Below are 18,518 nucleotides of genomic sequence, written 5' to 3' on the forward strand. Positions count from 1 at the left end.
CCTATCCTGCCCGCTCGCCCCCGAACAGGGTGAGGGCGGTGTTCACCAGGCCGATGTGGCTGAACGCCTGCGGGAAGTTGCCCAGCTGGCAGCCGTCCAACGGGTCGTACTCCTCGGCCAGCAGGCCCACGTCGTTGCACAGGCCCACCAGCCGGTCGAACAGTTCGCGCGCGTCCTTCGTCCGGCCGGTCAGATGCAGTGCGTCGGCCAGCCAGAACGAGCAGGCGAGGAAGGCGCCCTCGCCGCTCGGCAGGCCGTCGACGACCGAGTCCTCGGTGTCGTAGCGGCGCAGGAAGCCGTCGTGGCCGAGGTCGTCGCGGATCGCGTCGACCGTGCCGACCACCCGCGGGTCGTCCGGCGGCAGGAACCCGACGCGCGGGATGAGCAGCAGGGAGGCGTCGAGTTCCCGGGAGCCGTAGTACTGGGTGAAGGTGTTGCGCTCCGCGTCGAAGCCCTTCTCGCACACCTCCTGGTGCACCTCGTCCCGCAGCCTGCGCCAGCCCTCCAGGTCGCCGCGCAGCTCGTGGTGCCTCTCCAGGGTCTTCACGGCCCGGTCGGCGGCCACCCACACCATCACCTTCGAGTGCACGAACTGCTGCGGGCCGCCGCGGACCTCCCACAGGCCCTCGTCCGGCTGCCGCCACGCCGACTCCAGGAACGTCATCAGCGAGCGCTGCAGGGCCCACATGTGCGGCTTCGAGGGCAGGCCCGAGGAGCGGGCCAGCGACAGGGAGTCCATCACCTCGCCGTACACGTCCAGCTGGAGCTGGTCGACGGCGGCGTTGCCGGTGCGTACGGGGGCGGCGCCGCCGAACCCGGGCAGCCAGGGCAGCTCGGTCTCCGGCAGCCGCCGCTCACCCGCGACGCCGTACATGATCTGCAGGTCGGCCGGGTCGCCGGCGACCGCGCGCAGCAGCCAGTTCCGCCAGGCCTCGGCCTCCTCGTGGAAGCCCGCCTTGAGCAGCACACCGAGCGTGAGGGTGGCGTCGCGCAGCCAGCAGTACCGGTAGTCCCAGTTGCGCACGCCGCCCGGCTTCTCGGGCAGCGAGGTGGTCGGCGCGGCGACGATCCCGCCGGTCGGGGCGTAGGTGAGGGCCTTGAGGGTGATGAGGGAGCGGACGACCGCGTCCCGGTACGGGCCGTCGTAGCGGCACTGGCGGGCCCAGCGCCGCCAGTCGGTGACGCTGCTCGCCAGCGCCTGGTACGGGTCGATGAGCGGCGGCCGTTTCTCGTGCGAGGGGTGCCAGGTGAGCACGAACGCGACCCGCTCGCCCTCGGCGACGGTGAACTCCGAGTGCGTGCCGAAGTCCTCGCCCCAGGTCTCCACGGCCGGTTCCGCCCGCAGCCAGACCGAGTCCGGTCCGGCGATGGCCACCCGGTGGCCGTCCGAGCGGCGCACCCACGGGGTGATCGAGCCGTAGTCGAAGCGCAGGCGCAGCGTGCTGCGGACGGTGACCCGGCCGCTGACCCCCTCGACGATCCGTACGACGTCGGGGGCGCGGTCGCGCTGGGGCATCAGGTCGGTGACGCGCACCGTGCCGTCGGCGGTCTCCCACTCGGTGTCCAGGACGAGGGTGTCGGGGCGGTAGGCGCGGCGGGTGCAGACGTCCGCCCCCTCGGGCGCGATCCGCCAGTGGCCGTGGTCCTCGTCGCCGAGCAGCCGGGCGAAGCAGGAACCGGAGTCGAAGCGCGGCAGGCACAGCCAGTCGATCGAGCCGTCCTTGCCGATCAGGGCCGCGGTCTGCTCGTCTCCGATGAGGGCGTAGTCCTCGATGCGCGCGTTCACGGGATGCGGTTTCCCGGCGGACCAGGGGGCCAATCAGGTGGTGCGCCGGGGGAGTGACGCGCCGTACGGGGAACGCGCGGCGCGCTCAGACGGCGGCCGGCTCGCTCTCCTGCGGCTGTGCCCGCGCCGCGGCCTCCTCCCGGTCGCGGACCTCCCGCCGGACCAGGAACCACCAGCCGACCGGAACGGCCGCCGCGAACAGCCACCACTGGATCATGTACGCGTAGTTCAGCGGGGCGTCCTCGCTGCCCGGGTCGGAGATCTGCTCCGGGGAGCCGCCCTTGGCCGCGGGCGCCGTCTGCTGGATGTAGCCGCCGAGCACCTCGGCACCGAGCCGGCGTGCCTCCTCGGCGCTGTTGATCAGCATGATCTGCCGGTCGGGGAGGCCCTTGACGTTCTTGATGCCGCTCGCCGCGGTCGTCTCGTCGGCCATCAGGCGCCCCTTGACGGTGATCCGGCCGGCCGGCGGGGCGGGGACCTTCGGGAAGGCGGTCTGTACGCCGTTCGCGGGGATCCAGCCGCGGTTCACGAGCAGTACCTTGCCGTCGTCGAGGACGAACGGGGTGAGGACGTGGAAGCCGACCTGGTCGTCGGAGTTCGTCCGGCGCCGGACCACGACCTCCCTGTCGGTGTCGAAGGTGCCGGTCGCGGTGACCGTGTGGTACTTCTCGGCGCGGGTCACCTGGTGCCCGGGGGAGGTCAGCCGCTCGACCGGGACCGGCTCGGCGTGCAGCGCCGTGGAGACCAGGTCGTTGCGGGCGGTGCGCTCCTCGTACCGGTGCTGCTGCCAGAAGCCCAGCCGGATCATCGTCGGGATCAGCGCGATCGCGACGAGCGTGAGGATCACCCACTGGCGGGACAACAGGAAGCGGTAACGGTGCACCCCACGACGGTACCTCCGGGCCGTGGGGTGCATTGCGGGGGGTACCGGCTCAGACGTGGTCGACGATCCCCGCCTTCCCCTGGGCCCGGGCGCAGTGGGCGCCGCAGTAGAACATGCCGTCGGCCTCCACGCCCTGGCCGATGATCGAGACCTTGCAGTTCTCGCAGACCGGGGCCATGCGGTGGATCGCACAGGAGAAGCAGTCGAAGACGTGGACGGCGCCCTGTGCGTGGACCTCGAAGGCCATCCCGTAGTCATTGCCGCAAACTTCGCATTTCGCCATGCGCCACAGGGTGGGCCGTCACCGATCCCCGAGCGAGCCGGGGCCGGGTGAGTCGTGCGGCAATCACCCGTCCGTACGATCACCCGACCGTGGGGTGCCTACTCGTCGGCGGGCTCCACATCCCCGAGCAGCTGGCCGAACGCGGCCTCGTCCACGATCGGTGTGCCGTACTGCCGGGCCTTGACCGTCTTCGACGTGCCCGAGTCGGGGTCGTTGGTCACCAGCAGGCTGGTCAGCCGGGAGATGCTGGTGGCGACATGCAGCCCGGCCTCCACGGCGCGGTCCTCCAGCAGCTCCCGCTCGGTCGACGTGTCGCCGGAGAAGGCCACCCGCATGCCCTGTTTGAGGCGTTTGCCGTCTTCATAGCGCCCTGGGTTGGGATAGGGGCATGCGGGCCTTTTGCGGGAGGGGCGCCAACTGCCGCTCCGGTAGCCGCCGTAGCCGCCCGACGACTGCCGGGGCACCGGCCGGTCCGACCACTCCGTCAGCGGCCGGCACTCCAGCAGCGGCAGCCGTACGCCGCCCGCCGCCGCGGCCCGCAGGCTGGGCCGGAACGCCTCCGCCAGCACGCGCGCGTCGTCCAGCGCGTGGTGCGCCCGCTGCTGTACGACCCCGAAGTGCGCCGCCAGCGACTCCAGCTTGTGGTTGGGCAGCGGCAGCCCCAGCTCCTTCGACAGCGCGATGGTGCACAGCCGCTGCCGTACCGGCGCCTCGCGCCGCACGCGCGCGTACTCCCGCGCGATCATCTGCCAGTCGAAGACCGCGTTGTGCGCGACGAGCACCCGGCCGTCCAGCCGGGCCGCGAACTCCTCGGCGATGTCCCCGAACAGCGGCGCGCCGTCGAGCACCTCGCTCGTCAGACCGTGTATCCACACCGGTCCCGGATCCCGCTCCGGGTTGACCAGCGTGTACCAGTGGTCCTCGACCTCGCCGCGCGCGTCCAGCCGGTAGACGGCCGCGGAGATGATGCGGTCGTCCCGGGCCAGGCCGGTGGTCTCCACGTCAACGACCGCGTATCCCTTCGGATACGCGGCCGGCCACTGGGTGGGGGAGGACACTGCGGTCGCACGGTCTTCGAGCATGGTCACTGAGGATACGGGCCACGACTGACAGCGCGGTCCCTCAGGTCCCCGCCACCCGCCCCGGGCTCGTCCTCCCGCTCGGTCGCCGCACACACATGCCCCGCGGTCGGCGAGTTCGGCGGTGCGGGTCCGCGGCCGTCGGCCGGGCCGGGCGGCAGCCGGTACACCTCGCCAGCGCCGGCAACACGTGCTTCTTCGCCGCCGCTTCACCCGCGCGGGAGACCGGGAAGTCGCGGAGCAGCGGCATATGGGTGCGGTGCGCGCCCAGTTCGGCGTGGCCCGGTCCCGCGCGCGGGGCGTCGGTACGGCTGCCGTGCCCCGCGAGTGGGATCCTCCCTGCTGTGACGGAACCCACCCACGACGAGGCCCACGGCGGCGCCCTGGGCGCCCGGCTGAACTGGCTGCGCGCGGCCGTGCTCGGCGCGAACGACGGCATCGTCTCCACCGCGGGACTGGTCGTCGGCGTGGCCGGCGCCACCGAGAGCCGGGGCGCCCTGCTCACCGCCGGACTGGCCGGCCTGCTCGCCGGCTCGATGTCGATGGCGGCCGGCGAGTACGTCTCCGTGTCCACCCAGCGCGACTCCGAGATGGCCGCGCTGGCCCTGGAGAAACGGGAACTGCGCGAACAGCCCGAGGCCGAACTGCGGGAGCTGACCGCACTGCTGGAGGCGCGCGGCCTGTCCCACGAGGTGGCCCGCGAGGCCGCCGGACAACTCACCGCGCGGGACGCGTTGAAGGCCCACGCGCGCGTGGAGCTGGGCATCGACCCCGACGAGCTGACCAACCCCTGGAACGCGGCCTGGGCGAGCTTCCTGTCGTTCACCGCGGGCGCGCTGCTGCCCCTGCTGGCCATCGTCCTGCCCCCACCCGGCCGGCGCCTCGTCGTCACCGTCGCCTCCGTCCTCGCCGCCCTCGTCCTCACCGGCTGGACCAGCGCCCGCCTGGGCGCCGCCGACCCGAAGCGGGCGGTGCTGCGCAACGCGGTGGGCGGGGCGCTGGCGATGGGGGTGACGTACGGGGCGGGGAGCCTGCTCGGGGCGGCGGGGGTCTGACGGGGGCGGTGGGGGCCGACGGTGGGGCGATGACGGTCTGACGGTGGGGTCGGATGACGGTCTGACGGTGGGGTCGTGGGGGCTGACCGCACCTCGCCGCGCGTGCCGCGCGGGAGGCGACGTACGGTGAAGGGCGCCCACACCCCGAGCGCACCCCGCGACCTCGCACCACCCCGCACGAGAAGGATCCCCGTCATGCGCGCCACCACCATCCACGCCCCGTACGACATGCGCGTGGAGGACGTTCCCGAGCCCGTGGTGCAGCTGCCTACCGACGCCGTCGTGCGGGTGCTGCGGGCCTGCATCTGCGGCAGCGACCTGTGGGCCTACCGCGGCGAGGCGGCCCGGCAGCCGGGGCAGCGGATCGGGCACGAGTTCCTCGGGGTCGTCGAGGAGACCGGCTCCGAGGTGAGCACCGTCAAGCGCGGTGACCTGGTGGTCGCGCCCTTCATGTGGTCCGACGGCGTCTGCGACTACTGCCGCGAGGGCCTGACCACGTCCTGCGAGCACGGCGGCTTCTGGGGTTCCGTCGGCTACGACGGCGGCCAGGGCGAGGCCGTCCGCGTGCCCTTCGCCGACGGCACCCTCGTCCGGTTGCCCAAGGAAGCGGCCTCCGACGACCACCTGCTGTCCGCCCTGCTGACCCTCTCCGACGTCCTCGGCACCGGCCACCACGCCGCCCTCGGCGCGGGCGCCCGGCCCGGTGCCACGGTCGCGGTCGTCGGTGACGGCGCGGTCGGCCTGTGCGCCGTGCTGGCCGCCAAGCGGCTCGGCGCCGAGCGGATCATCGCGCTCGGCCGGCACGAGACGCGTACCGCCATCGCCCGCCGGTTCGGCGCCACCGACGTCGTCGCCGAGCGCGGGGACGCGGCCGTCGAGGCCGTCCGCGAACTGACCCGCGGGCAGGGCGCCCACGCCGTCGTGGAGGCGGTCGGCACCGAGCAGTCCATGCGCACGGCCGTCGACATCACCCGCGACGGCGGCGCCATCGGCTTCGTGGGCGTGCCCCACGGCAGCGGCACCGGCCTGGACCTCGGCGTGATGTTCGACCGCAACATCGCCCTGCGCGGCGGTGTCGCCCCGGTCCGCGCCTACATCCCCGACCTGCTGCCCGACGTGCTCGACGGCTCGATCGACCCCTCGCCGGTGTTCGACATGACCGTCGACATCGAGGGCGTCCCGGCCGGCTACAAGGCCATGGACGAGCGCACGGCCCTGAAGGTACTCGTCACCAACGGCGGCTGACCGCCCGCACCCGGACTCACCGCCACGCGGCCGGCTCCGATCCCCAGGGCACCGGGGGCCGGGCCCAGCCCGTGGGGCCGTCGGTGAAGGACACGGCCGGGCGGGGGTGCCGCAGGCGGCCGAGGGGGCTGTCGGTCTCGGTGAGCCAGGTGTCCGGGCCCGGGTACGGTGCGCCCTCGGCCGGGGCCGGGTGGATGCCGTGCGTCAGCCAGTGGGCGGTGCGGGCCAGTGCCAGTCGGACCATCCGGCTCCCGCCGTCGTACGACTGCTCCGTCAGGGCCCGCAGCACGGCCGCCGCCAGCAGATAGCCGGTTCCGTGGTCCAGGGCCTGCGCGGGCAGCGCGCCGGGCCGGTCCGCCGCACCCTCGGTGACCGCGATGCCGGTCGCGACCTGCACCAGGCTGTCGAAGCCGCGCCGCTCGCCCCAGGGCCCGTACCCGCCCCACGCCGACACCTGGGCCACGACCAGGCCGGGGTGCCGCTCGGCCAGCGCCTGCGGGGCGAGCCCGAACCGGTCGAGGGCGCCGGGCCGGTACCCGGTCACCACGACGTCGGCCGCGCTCAGCAGCTCCTCCAGGGTGTCCCGGCCGGCGGTCAGATCCAGTGTGGCGGACCGCTTGCCGATGCCCGTGTCGGCGTGCTGGTCCGGGAGTTCCGGCAGCCACGGGGCGTCCAGCCGCAGGACGTCCGCGCCCAGCAGGGCCAGGGTGCGGGTGGCGACCGGGCCCGCCAGCACCCGGGTCAGGTCCAGGACGCGCAGCCCGGCGGCGGGCAGCAGGGGAGCGGTGGCCGGGTCCACCGGCGGCAGCACGCGCGCGGGTGCCGTGTCCAGCACCGCACGCTCGACCAGCGGGCGTGCGGCCACCTCGGCGGCCTGTGGGTGCGCCCGCCACTCCTGCGGGGTGCGCAGGGCGACGGCGAGACCGCCGGCGCCGTGGACGGCCTCCTCGGTCTCCAGGGAGGAGCGCTCGGCGAGCCGGCCGGCGACCTCCTCCGCCGAGGCGTCCGCCGGAAGGCCCAGCGCGCCGAGCAGCCGGACCCGGTGGTGCGGGTAGTTGGTGTGGGTGCGCACCCAGCCGTCGGCGGTGCGCCAGAACCGCGACAGCGGCGCGAAGACGACCGGCGCCCGGCCGTCGACCTGGAGCAGCCGCTCGCTGTGGAAGGCGGCGGCCACCGCCCCGTCGTCCACGGTGACCGCCGGCACTTCGGCGAGCCGGGCCCGCCGCGCCCCCAGCTCCGCGGCGGCCAGCGCACACGCTCCCACACACGCGCGTGCCAGCTCCCGGACGGGCAGCCTGGCATCCAGCACGTCCCGGCGTACGACGGCCGACACACGCGACACCAGCCCGGGCTGCCCGCCCAGTGCCTCCCAGGCATCGTTGATTTTAGTCATTACTTCACTATGCAGTATTGATTCAATCAATATGAGTGCCGCTGAGGGTCACGACTGCAGAGTGAAGTGCACGCTGTTGACGTGAACCGCGGCTACTTGACCGCCCGCAACGCGTTGACAACGCCGAAACCGTAGAAGCCGTTCACTCGCTTGCCCCCGGCGCACGTCGCGTCCACGACCCCGTCGCCGTCACCGTCGTACGGCTCCGTCGGGCAGCCCGGGTTGTCCGCCTGCGCCTTCAGCAGCGCCTGCAGCTGGGCCGGAGTGGCGTGCGGATGGGCCGACTTGAGCAGCGCGGCCACCGCGGCGACGTGCGGCGATGCCATGGAGGTGCCCTGCAGGAAGCCGTACTGGTTGTTCGGCATGGTGGACAGGATGCGCCCGTTCTTCGACGGCGTGTCCGGGATCTGGTACTTGTCGCCGCCCGGCCCGGCGACGTCGACCACGCCCTGGCCGTAGCTGGAGTAGTACGACTTGGTGCCCTTCACGCCCACCGCGCTCACGGTCACCACACCGGGCAGCTGGGTCGGCACGTCGAAGCACTCGTGCGGGTCGATCGTGCGGGTCCGGGCCGTCGAGTCGTCGGGGCTGGAGTCGTCCACGATCGCGTCGGCGTCCAGGTCATCGTTGGAGTTGCCCGCCGAGGCGACATTGAGCGTGCCCTTGCGCTGTGCGTACAGCTGGGCCCTGTTGACCGCGTCAACGATGGCACGTTGATCGGGGTCGTCCATGCAGTTGTACAGCCACGGGTCAACGTAGTAGCTGTTGTTGGTGATCTCGACGCCGTGGTCCGCGGCGAACACGAACGCGCAGACCACGCTCTCCGGGTAGAACAGCGAGGTCGCGTCCGGCTGGGACACGGTGATGCTCGAGACCTTCACCCCGGGCGCCACACCCGCCACGCCGGTGCCGTTGCGGGCCGCGGCGATCTCACCGGCCACATGGGTGCCGTGGTAGTGGTCGGCGTCCGCCGGCCGCCAGGCGCCGTACGTCGTGTCCGCCTTGCCGCTCACACAGTTCGCCGACTGGGACGCGGAGAAGTTGGGGGCGATGTCCGGGTGGGTGTCGTCGACGCCTGTGTCGATGACACCGACGGTCACGCTCCGGCTGCCCGGGTTGATCCGCGCGGCCTGGTCGGCGCCGATCGCCCGCAGGTCCCACTGGTCCGCCTCCAGCGGCTCCTCGCCCGCCGCCGCGCTCGCCGTGAGCCGCGCCTGCTCCGCCCGGGACAGGACCTGCGCCGCGCCCTCGTCCGTGGTCCCCGCCGCGCTCAGCGGTGCCGTGCGGGTCGCGCCCGCCGAGTCGACCCCGCGCACCGCACGCATCCGCGCGCCGAAGTCGGGGTTCGCGGAGTGGACGACGATGACGCCGATCCGGTCGTAAGCGGCCACGACCGTACCGCCGTTGCGCGCTATCTCGCGCCGCACGGACTCGATCGTGCGGTGGTCGGTGCGGGTGTTGACCACGTAGGCGAGATTCGGACCGTCCGCCGCCCGCGCCACCGTGCCGGCGGCGGGCGCCGCCGAGGCCACCGACGGCAGGAAGCCGAGCGAGGCGGTCAGCGACAGCACGACGGGCACGGCGAGCGCGAGGCGCCGTCTGGAGCGCAGATGAGCCATGGGATCTCCACATCATCCGGATACGGAACCGCCCGAGACACAGGTGGTGCTCGGGCAGGTACATGACGAGTGGTGGCCGAAGCTATCTGCCGCGCGCGATCTCCGAAAGAGCCCGGCGGACTTGAACCGGTCCGCGCGGGGCGCCGTGACCGTGGACGGGGGACCGTCGACTCGGCGCCCCCGCCACCGGGATCACCCAGCGGAGTCGCAACACGACTACCGGTAACGTGATCCCCGGTCCTGTGAGGCCAGACAGCGCATGTCCGTGACGCGAGGAGAGCCCGTGGCTACCGAGACGCCGCCACCCGCGAAACCCCCAGCTTCCCTTCCCTCCACCGAGGAGTTCACCGAGGTGCAGCAGAGCGCGGAGTTCGGTGAACTGCGCCGCGCCCACCGCTCCTTCGCCTTCCCGCTGACCATCGCCTTCACCACCTGGTACCTGCTGTACGTCCTGCTCTCCAACTACGCGGGCGATTTCATGGGCACCAAGGTCGTCGGCAACATCAACGTGGCCCTCGTCCTGGGCCTCGCCCAGTTCCTCACCACGTTCCTCATCGCCTGGTGGTACGCGCGCCACGCCGCCGCCAAGCTCGACCCGAAGGCCGAGGCCATCAAGTCCCGGATGGAGGGCGGAGTATGAGCCCCGCATCGCACACCCTGCTCGCCGCCGGCGAGGCCGGCGAGCACCGGACGCTGATCATCACCCTGTTCGCGGTGTTCGTCGCCGCGACCCTCGTCATCACCGTCTGGGCCGGCCGGCAGACCAAGGACGCCGCCGACTTCTACGCCGGCGGACGGCAGTTCACCGGCTTCCAGAACGGCCTCGCCGTCTCCGGCGACTACATGTCCGCCGCGTCCTTCCTCGGCATCGCCGGCGCCATCGCCCTCTTCGGCTACGACGGCTTCCTGTACTCCATCGGCTTCCTCGTCGCCTGGCTCGTCGCCCTGCTCCTGGTCGCCGAGCCCCTGCGCAACTCGGGCCGCTACACCATGGGCGACGTGCTGGCCTACCGGATGCGCCAGCGTCCCGTGCGCACCGCCGCCGGCACCTCGACGATCGTCGTGTCGATCTTCTACCTGCTGGCCCAGATGGCCGGCGCCGGCGTCCTCGTCTCCCTGCTCCTCGGCATCACCAGCGACAGCGGCAAGATCGGCATCGTCGCCCTGGTCGGCGTGCTGATGATCGTGTACGTCACCATCGGCGGCATGAAGGGCACCACCTGGGTCCAGATGGTCAAGGCGGTCCTGCTGATCGTCGGCGCCCTGCTGCTGACCTTCCTGGTGCTGCTCAAGTTCGACTTCAACATCTCGGACCTGCTCGGCAGGGCCGCCGACAACAGCGGCAAGGGCAGCGCCTTCCTGGAGCCCGGCCTGAAGTACGGCGCCACCGGCACCACCAAGCTGGACTTCCTCTCGCTCGGCATCGCCCTGGTCCTCGGCACCGCCGGTCTGCCGCACATCCTGATCCGCTTCTACACGGTCCCCACCGCCAAGGCCGCCCGGAAGTCCGTGATCTGGGCGATCGGCCTGATCGGCGCCTTCTACCTGATGACCCTCGCCCTCGGCTTCGGCGCCGCCGCGCTGATCAAACCGGACGAGATCATCGTCTCCAACAAGGCGGGCAACACGGCGGCACCCCTCCTGGCACTGCATCTGGGCGGCGTCGACTCCAACTGGGGAGCCATCCTGCTCGCCACCATCTCCGCGGTCGCCTTCGCCACGATCCTCGCGGTCGTCGCCGGCCTGACCCTGGCCTCGTCCTCCTCGTTCGCCCACGACATCTACGCGAATGTCATCAAGAAGGGCCAGGCCACCGAGAAACAGGAGATCGGCGCGGCCCGCTGGGCCACCGTCGGCATCGGCGCGGTCTCGATCGTGCTCGGCGCCCTGGCCCGCGACCTGAACGTGGCCGGTCTCGTCGCCCTCGCCTTCGCGGTCGCCGCCTCCGCCAACCTGCCGACCATCCTCTACAGCCTGTTCTGGAAGCGGTTCACCACCACGGGCGCGCTGTGGTCCATCTACGGCGGCCTGGTCACCGCGGTCGGCCTGGTGCTGTTCTCCCCGGTGGTCTCCGGCAAGCCGACCTCGATGTTCCCCGGCGTCGACTTCCACTGGTTCCCGCTGGAGAACCCCGGCATCATCTCCATCCCGGTCGGCTTCCTGCTCGGCGTCGTGGGCACTCTCCTGTCGAAGGAGGCCCCGGACGAGGGCAAGTACGCGGAACTGGAGGTGCGGTCCCTGACCGGCACCGGAGCGCACTGAGGGTTCGTACGGACGACCGCGTCGTACGGGACTGTACGGTCCTACGACGCGGTCGCGTCGTACCTCGTGGGATCGGGCCGCTGTCGATGTCGGTGAGGTCACGTAGGCTCACAGGTGACGCAGGACCTACGCACGACCGAAAATGAGTGACCGGGAGAGGGAGGGGGCCCACGTGCTCATCGACACCTACGGCCGAGTGGCCACCGACCTGAGGGTCTCGCTGACCGACCGGTGCAATCTGCGCTGCACCTACTGCATGCCCGAGGAGGGCCTGCAGTGGCTGGCCAAGCCCGACCTGCTCACGGACGACGAGATCGTCCGGCTCATCGACATCGCGGTCCGCAGCCTCGGCATCGAGGAGGTCCGCTTCACCGGCGGCGAACCGCTGCTGCGCCCGGGCCTGGTCGGCATCGTCGAGCGCGTCGCGGCCCTCGAACCGCGCCCGCAGATGTCCCTCACCACCAACGGCATCGGCCTGCGCCGCACCGCGACCGCCCTGAAGGCGGCGGGCCTGGACCGGGTCAACGTCTCCCTGGACACCCTCCGCCCGGACGTCTTCAAGACCCTCACCCGCCGGGACCGCCACAAGGACGTGCTGGACGGCCTCGAAGCCGCCCGCGAGGCCGGTCTGACCCCCGTCAAGGTCAACACCGTGCTGATGCCGGGGCTGAACAACGACGAGGCCCCGGACCTCCTCGCCTGGGCGATGGGGCACGACTACGAGCTGCGGTTCATCGAGCAGATGCCCCTGGACGCCCAGCACGGCTGGAAGCGCGAGGGCATGGTCACCGCCGGGGACATTCTCGCTTCCCTGCGCACCCGCTTCGACCTCAGTCCCGAGGGCGCGGACGAGCGGGGCTCGGCACCGGCGGAGCGCTGGCTGGTGGACGGCGGCCCGCACCGGGTCGGCGTGATCGCCTCGGTCACCCGGCCGTTCTGCGCCGCCTGCGACCGTACCCGTCTCACCGCCGACGGCCAGATACGCACCTGCCTGTTCGCCACCGAGGAGACCGACCTCCGCGCGGCCCTGCGCTCGGGCGCCCCGGACGAGGAGATCGCCCGCATCTGGCGCCAGGCGATGTGGGGCAAGAAGGCCGGAGCGGGCCTGGACGACCCGTCGTTCGTGCAGCCGGACCGCCCGATGTCCGCGATCGGCGGCTAGCCCTCGGCCGCCCGCCACTCCTCGAACGCCACCACGTCCTTCAGGAACCCCCGGACCCCGAGGAACTGCGACAGATGCTCGCGGTGCTCCTCGCAGGCCAGCCATGTCTTGCGCCGCTCCGGGGTGTGGACCTTGGGGTTGTTCCACGCCAGCACCCACACGGCGGTGGCACGGCAGCCCTTGGCGGAGCAGATAGGGGTCTCGTCACTCACGGTTTCGTCTCGGGTTCGTCTCACGAAGGGGCGCAAACAGGGCGACGCCGGGCAGCCACGGGGGGAGCTGCCCGGCGTCGGTCCATCGCTCCGACGGGGGATGCGGAGCGCGTACGCAGTATGTCACGGGTACCCCGCCGCCCGGCACCGGAACAGCAGGATTGATCTGAGCTTTTCTTGAGCTTGGCGCATAAATGCATTCCGCTTCGGCCGCGTCCGCCCTGCTCAGGCGGGTCCGGAGCGCTCACCGCGCACTCCGGCCGCCGGATTGGGCGGTACGTTCTCGGCCTCGGAGTCCTCCCGAGCCGGTGCGATCATCGGCCGCACCGGCGTGGTGACGAACGTCGACGGAAGGGACGGCGGCCTCTCCCGGCCCGCGTTGGCGATCACCACGGCGATGTAGGGGAGGACCGCACCGAGCACCAGCGCGGCGATGGCCACGTGCCGCTCGACGTTCCACAGCGCGACCGCCAGGATCACCGAAACGGTACGGACCGACATCGAGATCACGTACCGCCGCTGCCGGCCCCGGACATCCTCGGCGAGCCCGGTCCGGGCACCGGTGATCCGGAACACCTGGACGCCGCCGCCGTGCTGTTTCCGCATCACATTCCACCATCCGCCCGCATCGGACTCTCCCCGGCCCGCACCCTCGTCCACTGCCCGGCGGGGAACCGGGCGGGACACCTCCCACGGTACGCCGCGCCCCCGCCGCCTTCGAGACCGGGTCGCCCCCTGCCTGCGAGGACACCTCGGGCCCCTGCCGCGTACGGGCGCACTCGACATGCGCCGTACGGCGGACCGAACCACACTGGCCGTAATGCTCACGTCGATCCGTACGAGGAGGCAGCCATGGGCTGGTTGTGGGCGATCATCGTGGGATTCGTGCTGGGTCTCATCGCCAAGGCGATCATCCCGGGCAAGCAGCACAGCCCCCTGTGGCTGACCACGATCTGCGGCATGCTGGGCGCCATCGTGGGCAACGCGCTCGCCCGCGCGGCCGGCGTGGAGGCGACCCCGGGCATCGACTGGAGCCGGCACATCTTCCAGCTCGTGGCCGCCATCGTCATCGTCGCGGCCGTGGACGCCCTCTACATGGCGACGCTGGGCAAGCGGAAACAGCAGCGGGCCTGAGCCCCGGAAGGGGCGCGGGGGACCGCGCGAGCAACCACGACGAAAGCCGCAGTCGCCAGTCCGCCCACGCCCCTACGCCGCTCAGGCGCCCGTGACCTCCACCGCGGCCAGGTTCTTCTTCCCACGCCGCAGCACCAGCCACCGCCCGTGCAGCAACTCCTCCGCACCGGGGACGGAGTCCTCCGCGGTGACCTTCACGTTGTTGACGTACGCCCCGCCCTCCTTCACGGTCCGCCGCGCGGCGGACTTGCTGGCGACCAGGCCGACCTCGGCGAACAGGTCCACCACCGGAGCCAGCTCGGTGACCTGGATGTTCGGCACCTCGGACAGTGCCGCCGCCAGCGTCCGCCCGTCCAGGTCCGCCAGCTCACCCTGCCCGAACAGGGCACGCGACGCGGCGATCACCGCGGCGGTCTGGTCGGCGCCGTGCACCAGCGTCGTCAGCTCCTCGGCGAGCGCCCGCTGGGCCGCCCGGGCCTGCGGACGCTCCTCCGTCTGCCGCTCCAGCTCCTCGATCTCCTCGCGGGACTTGAAGCTGAAGATGCGCAGGAACTTGGAGACGTCACGGTCGTCCGCGTTGACCCAGAACTGGTAGAAGGCGTACGGCGTGGTCATCTCCGGGTCGAGCCACACCGTGCCGGACTCGGTCTTGCCGAACTTGGTGCCGTCGGCCTTGGTGATCAGCGGGGTGCCCAGCGCGTGCACCACGGCGTCCGGCTCGACCCGGTGGATCAGGTCCGTGCCCGAGGTGAGGTTGCCCCACTGGTCGCTGCCGCCGGTCTGCAGCGTGCAGCCGTGCCGCCGGTACAGCTCCAGGAAGTCCATGCCCTGCAGGATCTGGTAGCTGAACTCGGTGTAGCTGATGCCCGCGTCGGAGTTGAGCCGCCGGGAGACGGCCTCCTTGGCGATCATCTTGTTGACCCGGAAGTGCTTGCCGACGTCCCGCAGGAACTCGATGGCCGACAGGCCCTGGGTCCAGTCCAGGTTGTTGACCATCACCGCGGCGTTCGGCCCGTCGAAGTGGAGCAGCGGCTCGATCTGCGCGCGCAGCCGCTCCACCCAGCCGGCCACGACCTCCGGCGCGTTCAGCGTGCGCTCGGCCGTGGGCTTCGGGTCGCCGATGAGACCCGTGGCACCGCCGACCAGCGCCAGCGGGCGGTTCCCCGCCTCCTGGATGCGGCGCATCGTCAGGATCTGCACGAGGTTGCCGAGGTGCAGGCTGGGCGCGGTCGGGTCGAAGCCGCAATAGAACGTGACGGGGCCGTCCGCGAACGCCTTGCGCAGTGCGTCCTCGTCCGTGGAGAGGGCGATGAGCCCCCGCCACTTCAGCTCGTCGACGATGTCCGTCACGGTTCTCGTGTCTCCTTGGTGATCTTCGGGCGGTCGGGTGACACCCGACCACGAACGTCTACGAGGTTATACGCCCTGACTGACAGAGCTCATGTTGAAATCGGGGATCCGCAGCGCGGGCATCGCGGCCCGGGTGAACCAGTCGCTCCACTCGCGCGGCAGCGTCTTCTCGGTCCGCCCCGCCTCCGTGGCCCGGCCCAGCAGGTCCACCGGCGACTCGTTGAACCGGAAGTTGTTCACCTGCCCGGTCACCTCGCCGTTCTCCACGAGGTAGACGCCGTCCCGGGTCAGGCCCGTCAGCAGCAGCGTGGCCGGGTCGACCTCGCGGATGTACCACAGGCAGGTCAGCAGCAGCCCGCGCTCGGTGTCCGCGACCATCTCGTCCAGGGACCGGTTGCCGCCGTCCAGGATCAGGTTCCCGAGCACCGGCGCGACCGGCAGCCCGGTCAGGGCCGCGCTGTGCCGGGTCGTCGTCAGGTGCTTCAGCACGCCCCCGCTGATCCACTCCGTGGCGTGGGTCGGCAGCCCGTTGTCGAACACCGACTCGTCGCCGCCGGAGGAGTGGGCGATCAGGAAGGGCGGGCACTCCAGGCCCGGCTCGTTCGGGTCGCTGCGCAGGGTCAGCGGCAGCTCGCTCAGCCTCTCGCCGACCCGGGTGCCACCGCCCGGCTTGGAGAACACCGTCCGGCCCTCGGCCGCGTCCCGGCCCGACGCCGACCACAGCTGGTAGATCAGCAGGTCCGCCACGGCGGTGGGCGGCAGCAGCGTCTCGTAGCGGCCCGCGGGCAGGTCCACGCGCCGCTCCGCCCAGCCGAGCCGTACGGCCAGCTCCGCGTCGAGCGCGCCCGGGTCGACGTCCTTGAAGTCCCGGGTGGACCGGCCGGCCCACGCCGAGCGGGTGCGGTCCGGCGACTTGGCGTTCAGCTCCAGCGTGCCGGTGGGCTGGTCGTGCCTGAGGCGCAGCCCGGTGGAGGTGCCCAGGTACGTCGACACCAGCTCGTGGTTGGCGAAGCCGTACAGCTCCCGGCCACCGGCACGCGCGCGTGCGAAGGCCTCGCCGAGGGCCGGGGCGAAGTCGGCGAACACGGCGGAGGAGGTCTCGGCGGGCGCGTCCGTGAAGTCGGGGGACTCCGGCACACCGCCGACCAGCGGCTGCGCGTCCTCGGCGGGCCCGGCACCGCGCGCGGCGGCCTCGGCGGCCCGCACCAGCGGCTCCAGCTCCTCCGCGGTGACCGCGGACCGCGACACCACCCCCGAGGCGGTGCCCTCCTGCCCGTCCACGGTCGCGATCACGGTGAGCGTACGGCCCCGGGTCACACCGTTGGTGGTCAGCGCGTTCCCCGCCCAGCGCAGGTTGGCGGTGGAGTGCTCGTCGGCGATGACGACACAGCCGTCGGCGCGGGACAGCGCGAGCGCCTGCTCGACGACCTCGTGCGGCTTGCTGGTGCGGGCGCTCATCGGCCGGCCTCCTGCGTGGTGTTGAGGATGTTGACGCCCTTGAAGAGGGCGGACGGGCACCCGTGGGACACGGCGGCCACCTGGCCCGGCTGGGCCTTGCCGCAGTTGAAGGCACCGCCGAGGACGTACGTCTGGGGTCCGCCCACGGCGGCCATCGAGCCCCAGAAGTCCGTGGTCGTGGCCTGGTAGGCGACGTCCTTGAGCTGCCCGGTGATCCGCCCGTTCTCGATCTTGAAGAACCGCTGGCCGGTAAATTGAAAATTGTACCTTTGCATGTCGATCGACCAGGACCGGTCACCGACCACGTAGATGCCCCGGTCGACACCGCCGATCAGGTCCTCGGTGGACAGCCCGGCGGGGTCCGGCCGCAGGGACACGTTGGCCATGCGCTGCACCGGGACGTGCGCGGGCGAGTCGGCGTACGCGCAGCCGTTGGACCGCTCGAACCCGGTCAGCCGGGCGATCCGCCGGTCCAGCTGGTAGCCGACCAGCGTGCCGTCCTTCACCAGGTCCCAGGACTGGGCCTCGACGCCCTCGTCGTCGTAGCCGATGGTGGCGAGGCCGTGCTCGGCGGTGCGGTCGCCGGTGACGTTCATCAGCTCGGAGCCGTACCTCAGCTTGCCCAGCTGGTCGAAGGTGGCGAAGGAGGTGCCGGCGTACGCGGCCTCGTAGCCGAGCGCCCGGTCCAGCTCCGTGGCGTGCCCGATGGACTCGTGGATGGTCAGCCACAGGTTGGACGGGTCAATCACCAGGTCGTACAGACCCGGCTCCACGCTGGGTGCCCGCATCTTCTCGGCGAGCAGCTCCGGGATCCGCTCCAGCTCGGCGTCCCAGTCCCAGCCGGTCCCGGTCAGGTACTCCCAGCCGCGGCCCACCGGCGGCGCGAGCGTGCGCATCGAGTCGAACTCCCCGCTCGACTCGTCGACCGACACCGCCGTCAGCTGCGGATGCAGCCGCACCCGCTGCTGGGTCGTCACGGTCCCGGCCGTGTTGGCGTAGAACTTGTTCTCGTGGACGGTGAGCAGCGAGGCGTCCACGTGGTCGACGCCGTTCGCGCTCAGCAGCCGGTTGCTCCACTCCGCGAGCAGCGCCGACTTCTCCTCGTCCGGTACCGAGAACGGGTCGATCTCGTACGACGAGACCCACGTCCGGTCGGCGTGCACCGGCTCGTCGGCCAGTTCCACGCGTTCATCGGAGCCGGCGGCCTTGATCACCTGCGCGGACAGCTTGGCCATGGCCACCGCCTGCGAGGCGACCCGGGCGGCGGCGTCCATGGTCAGATCCACCCCGGAGGCGAAGCCCCACGTGCCGCCGTGCACCACCCTGACCGCGTACCCGAGGTCGGTGGTGTCCGAGGATCCGGCGGGCTTGCCGTCCCGCAGCCGCCAGGCGGCGCTGCGCACCCGCTCGAACCGGAAGTCCGCGTGCTCGGCCCCCAGCGCACGCGCGCGTGCGAGCGCGGCGTCGGCGAGGGCCCGTAGGGGAAGCGCCGTGAAGGCTTCGTCGATGGAATGAGGCACGGAGGTCTCCCTGCTGTCGTGGCCTGTCGCGTCCGATCATGTCGCGGGAGCGGGCCGGCGGACCACATGTTTCGGGT

17 protein-coding genes are annotated in these 18,518 nt (G+C 71.9%); 6 read left to right on the plus strand and 11 right to left on the minus strand.

Going from position 1 to position 18,518, the window contains the following annotated elements:
• Nucleotide 1: 1 nt before the first annotated feature.
• From ACZ4U1_RS39480 to ACZ4U1_RS39495, 4 genes are all read right to left on the minus strand, one after another.
• Entirely contained in the window at nt 2-1,786 is a 1,785-nt protein-coding gene (locus ACZ4U1_RS39480) for a glycoside hydrolase family 15 protein (protein ID WP_467909008.1), read from the minus strand.
• Nucleotides 1,787-1,871: 85 nt separating this feature from the next.
• Complete coding sequence (locus ACZ4U1_RS39485) at nt 1,872-2,669, minus strand: SURF1 family cytochrome oxidase biogenesis protein (RefSeq protein WP_467909009.1); 798 nt, start codon at nt 2,667-2,669, stop codon at nt 1,872-1,874.
• A gap of 49 nt (nt 2,670-2,718) precedes the next feature.
• Nucleotides 2,719-2,952 (minus strand): hypothetical protein, encoded by a 234-nt coding sequence (locus ACZ4U1_RS39490; protein WP_208031501.1) that lies wholly within the window; start codon nt 2,950-2,952, stop codon nt 2,719-2,721.
• A gap of 98 nt (nt 2,953-3,050) precedes the next feature.
• On the minus strand, nt 3,051-4,034 hold the full coding sequence (locus ACZ4U1_RS39495) for a DEDDh family exonuclease (RefSeq protein ID WP_467909010.1): 984 nt from the start codon (nt 4,032-4,034) through the stop codon (nt 3,051-3,053).
• Between the two features lie 341 nt (nt 4,035-4,375).
• Here ACZ4U1_RS39495 and ACZ4U1_RS39500 point away from each other — a divergent pair, with 341 nt between their 5' ends.
• On the plus strand, nt 4,376-5,086 hold the full coding sequence (locus tag ACZ4U1_RS39500) for a VIT1/CCC1 transporter family protein (RefSeq protein ID WP_467909011.1): 711 nt from the start codon (nt 4,376-4,378) through the stop codon (nt 5,084-5,086).
• 195 nt (nt 5,087-5,281) lie between these two features.
• Nucleotides 5,282-6,331, plus strand: coding sequence for a zinc-dependent alcohol dehydrogenase family protein (locus tag ACZ4U1_RS39505; protein ID WP_467909012.1), 1,050 nt, complete (start codon nt 5,282-5,284; stop codon nt 6,329-6,331).
• Between the two features lie 16 nt (nt 6,332-6,347).
• On the opposite strand, the gene ACZ4U1_RS39510 is transcribed toward ACZ4U1_RS39505, so the two are convergent.
• Both ACZ4U1_RS39510 and ACZ4U1_RS39515 read right to left on the minus strand, forming a co-directional pair.
• The gene (locus ACZ4U1_RS39510; protein ID WP_467909013.1) at nt 6,348-7,724 is read right to left on the minus strand and encodes a CoA transferase; all 1,377 of its coding nucleotides are present in this window, start codon (nt 7,722-7,724) and stop codon (nt 6,348-6,350) included.
• Nucleotides 7,725-7,816: 92 nt separating this feature from the next.
• Nucleotides 7,817-9,343 carry a S8 family peptidase gene (locus ACZ4U1_RS39515; protein WP_467909014.1) on the minus strand — a complete coding sequence of 509 codons (1,527 nt, stop codon included), beginning with the start codon at nt 9,341-9,343 and terminating at the stop codon, nt 7,817-7,819.
• Nucleotides 9,344-9,626: 283 nt separating this feature from the next.
• Between ACZ4U1_RS39515 and ACZ4U1_RS39520 the strand changes: the two genes are divergently transcribed.
• The 3 genes from ACZ4U1_RS39520 (at nt 9,627) to moaA (ending at nt 12,767) form a co-directional block, all read left to right on the plus strand.
• Nucleotides 9,627-9,983, plus strand: a complete 357-nt coding sequence (locus tag ACZ4U1_RS39520) for a DUF485 domain-containing protein (RefSeq protein ID WP_467909015.1) — start codon at nt 9,627-9,629, stop codon at nt 9,981-9,983.
• The gene (locus ACZ4U1_RS39525) at nt 9,980-11,605 is read left to right on the plus strand and encodes a solute symporter family protein (RefSeq protein ID WP_467909016.1); all 1,626 of its coding nucleotides are present in this window, start codon (nt 9,980-9,982) and stop codon (nt 11,603-11,605) included. Before ACZ4U1_RS39520 ends, ACZ4U1_RS39525 begins: the two co-directional genes overlap by 4 nt.
• A gap of 172 nt (nt 11,606-11,777) precedes the next feature.
• A complete protein-coding gene (gene moaA, locus ACZ4U1_RS39530) occupies nt 11,778-12,767 on the plus strand; it encodes a GTP 3',8-cyclase MoaA (protein ID WP_467909017.1) in 990 nt (329 codons plus the stop codon).
• Here moaA and ACZ4U1_RS39535 read toward each other — a convergent pair.
• Together ACZ4U1_RS39535 and ACZ4U1_RS39540 are read right to left on the minus strand one after the other, a co-directional pair.
• Entirely contained in the window at nt 12,764-12,979 is a 216-nt protein-coding gene (locus ACZ4U1_RS39535) for a hypothetical protein (protein ID WP_467909018.1), read from the minus strand. The genes moaA and ACZ4U1_RS39535 overlap by 4 nt on opposite strands.
• A gap of 225 nt (nt 12,980-13,204) precedes the next feature.
• On the minus strand, nt 13,205-13,585 hold the full coding sequence (locus tag ACZ4U1_RS39540) for a DUF3099 domain-containing protein (protein ID WP_467909019.1): 381 nt from the start codon (nt 13,583-13,585) through the stop codon (nt 13,205-13,207).
• Nucleotides 13,586-13,831: 246 nt separating this feature from the next.
• Here ACZ4U1_RS39540 and ACZ4U1_RS39545 point away from each other — a divergent pair, with 246 nt between their 5' ends.
• On the plus strand, nt 13,832-14,113 hold the full coding sequence (locus ACZ4U1_RS39545) for a GlsB/YeaQ/YmgE family stress response membrane protein (protein ID WP_467909020.1): 282 nt from the start codon (nt 13,832-13,834) through the stop codon (nt 14,111-14,113).
• An 81-nt stretch (nt 14,114-14,194) separates the two neighbouring features.
• On the opposite strand, the gene tyrS is transcribed toward ACZ4U1_RS39545, so the two are convergent.
• From tyrS to ACZ4U1_RS39560, 3 genes are all read right to left on the minus strand, one after another.
• Nucleotides 14,195-15,463, minus strand: coding sequence for a tyrosine--tRNA ligase (gene tyrS, locus ACZ4U1_RS39550; protein ID WP_467909021.1), 1,269 nt, complete (start codon nt 15,461-15,463; stop codon nt 14,195-14,197).
• 66 nt (nt 15,464-15,529) lie between these two features.
• Nucleotides 15,530-16,921, minus strand: coding sequence for a metallopeptidase TldD-related protein (locus ACZ4U1_RS39555; protein WP_467909022.1), 1,392 nt, complete (start codon nt 16,919-16,921; stop codon nt 15,530-15,532).
• On the minus strand, nt 16,918-18,441 hold the full coding sequence (locus tag ACZ4U1_RS39560; protein ID WP_467909023.1) for a TldD/PmbA family protein: 1,524 nt from the start codon (nt 18,439-18,441) through the stop codon (nt 16,918-16,920). Before ACZ4U1_RS39560 ends, ACZ4U1_RS39555 begins: the two co-directional genes overlap by 4 nt.
• Nucleotides 18,442-18,518: the final 77 nt, after the last annotated feature.

The sequence above is a fragment of the Streptomyces sp. NPDC028928 genome, from assembly GCF_055564915.1.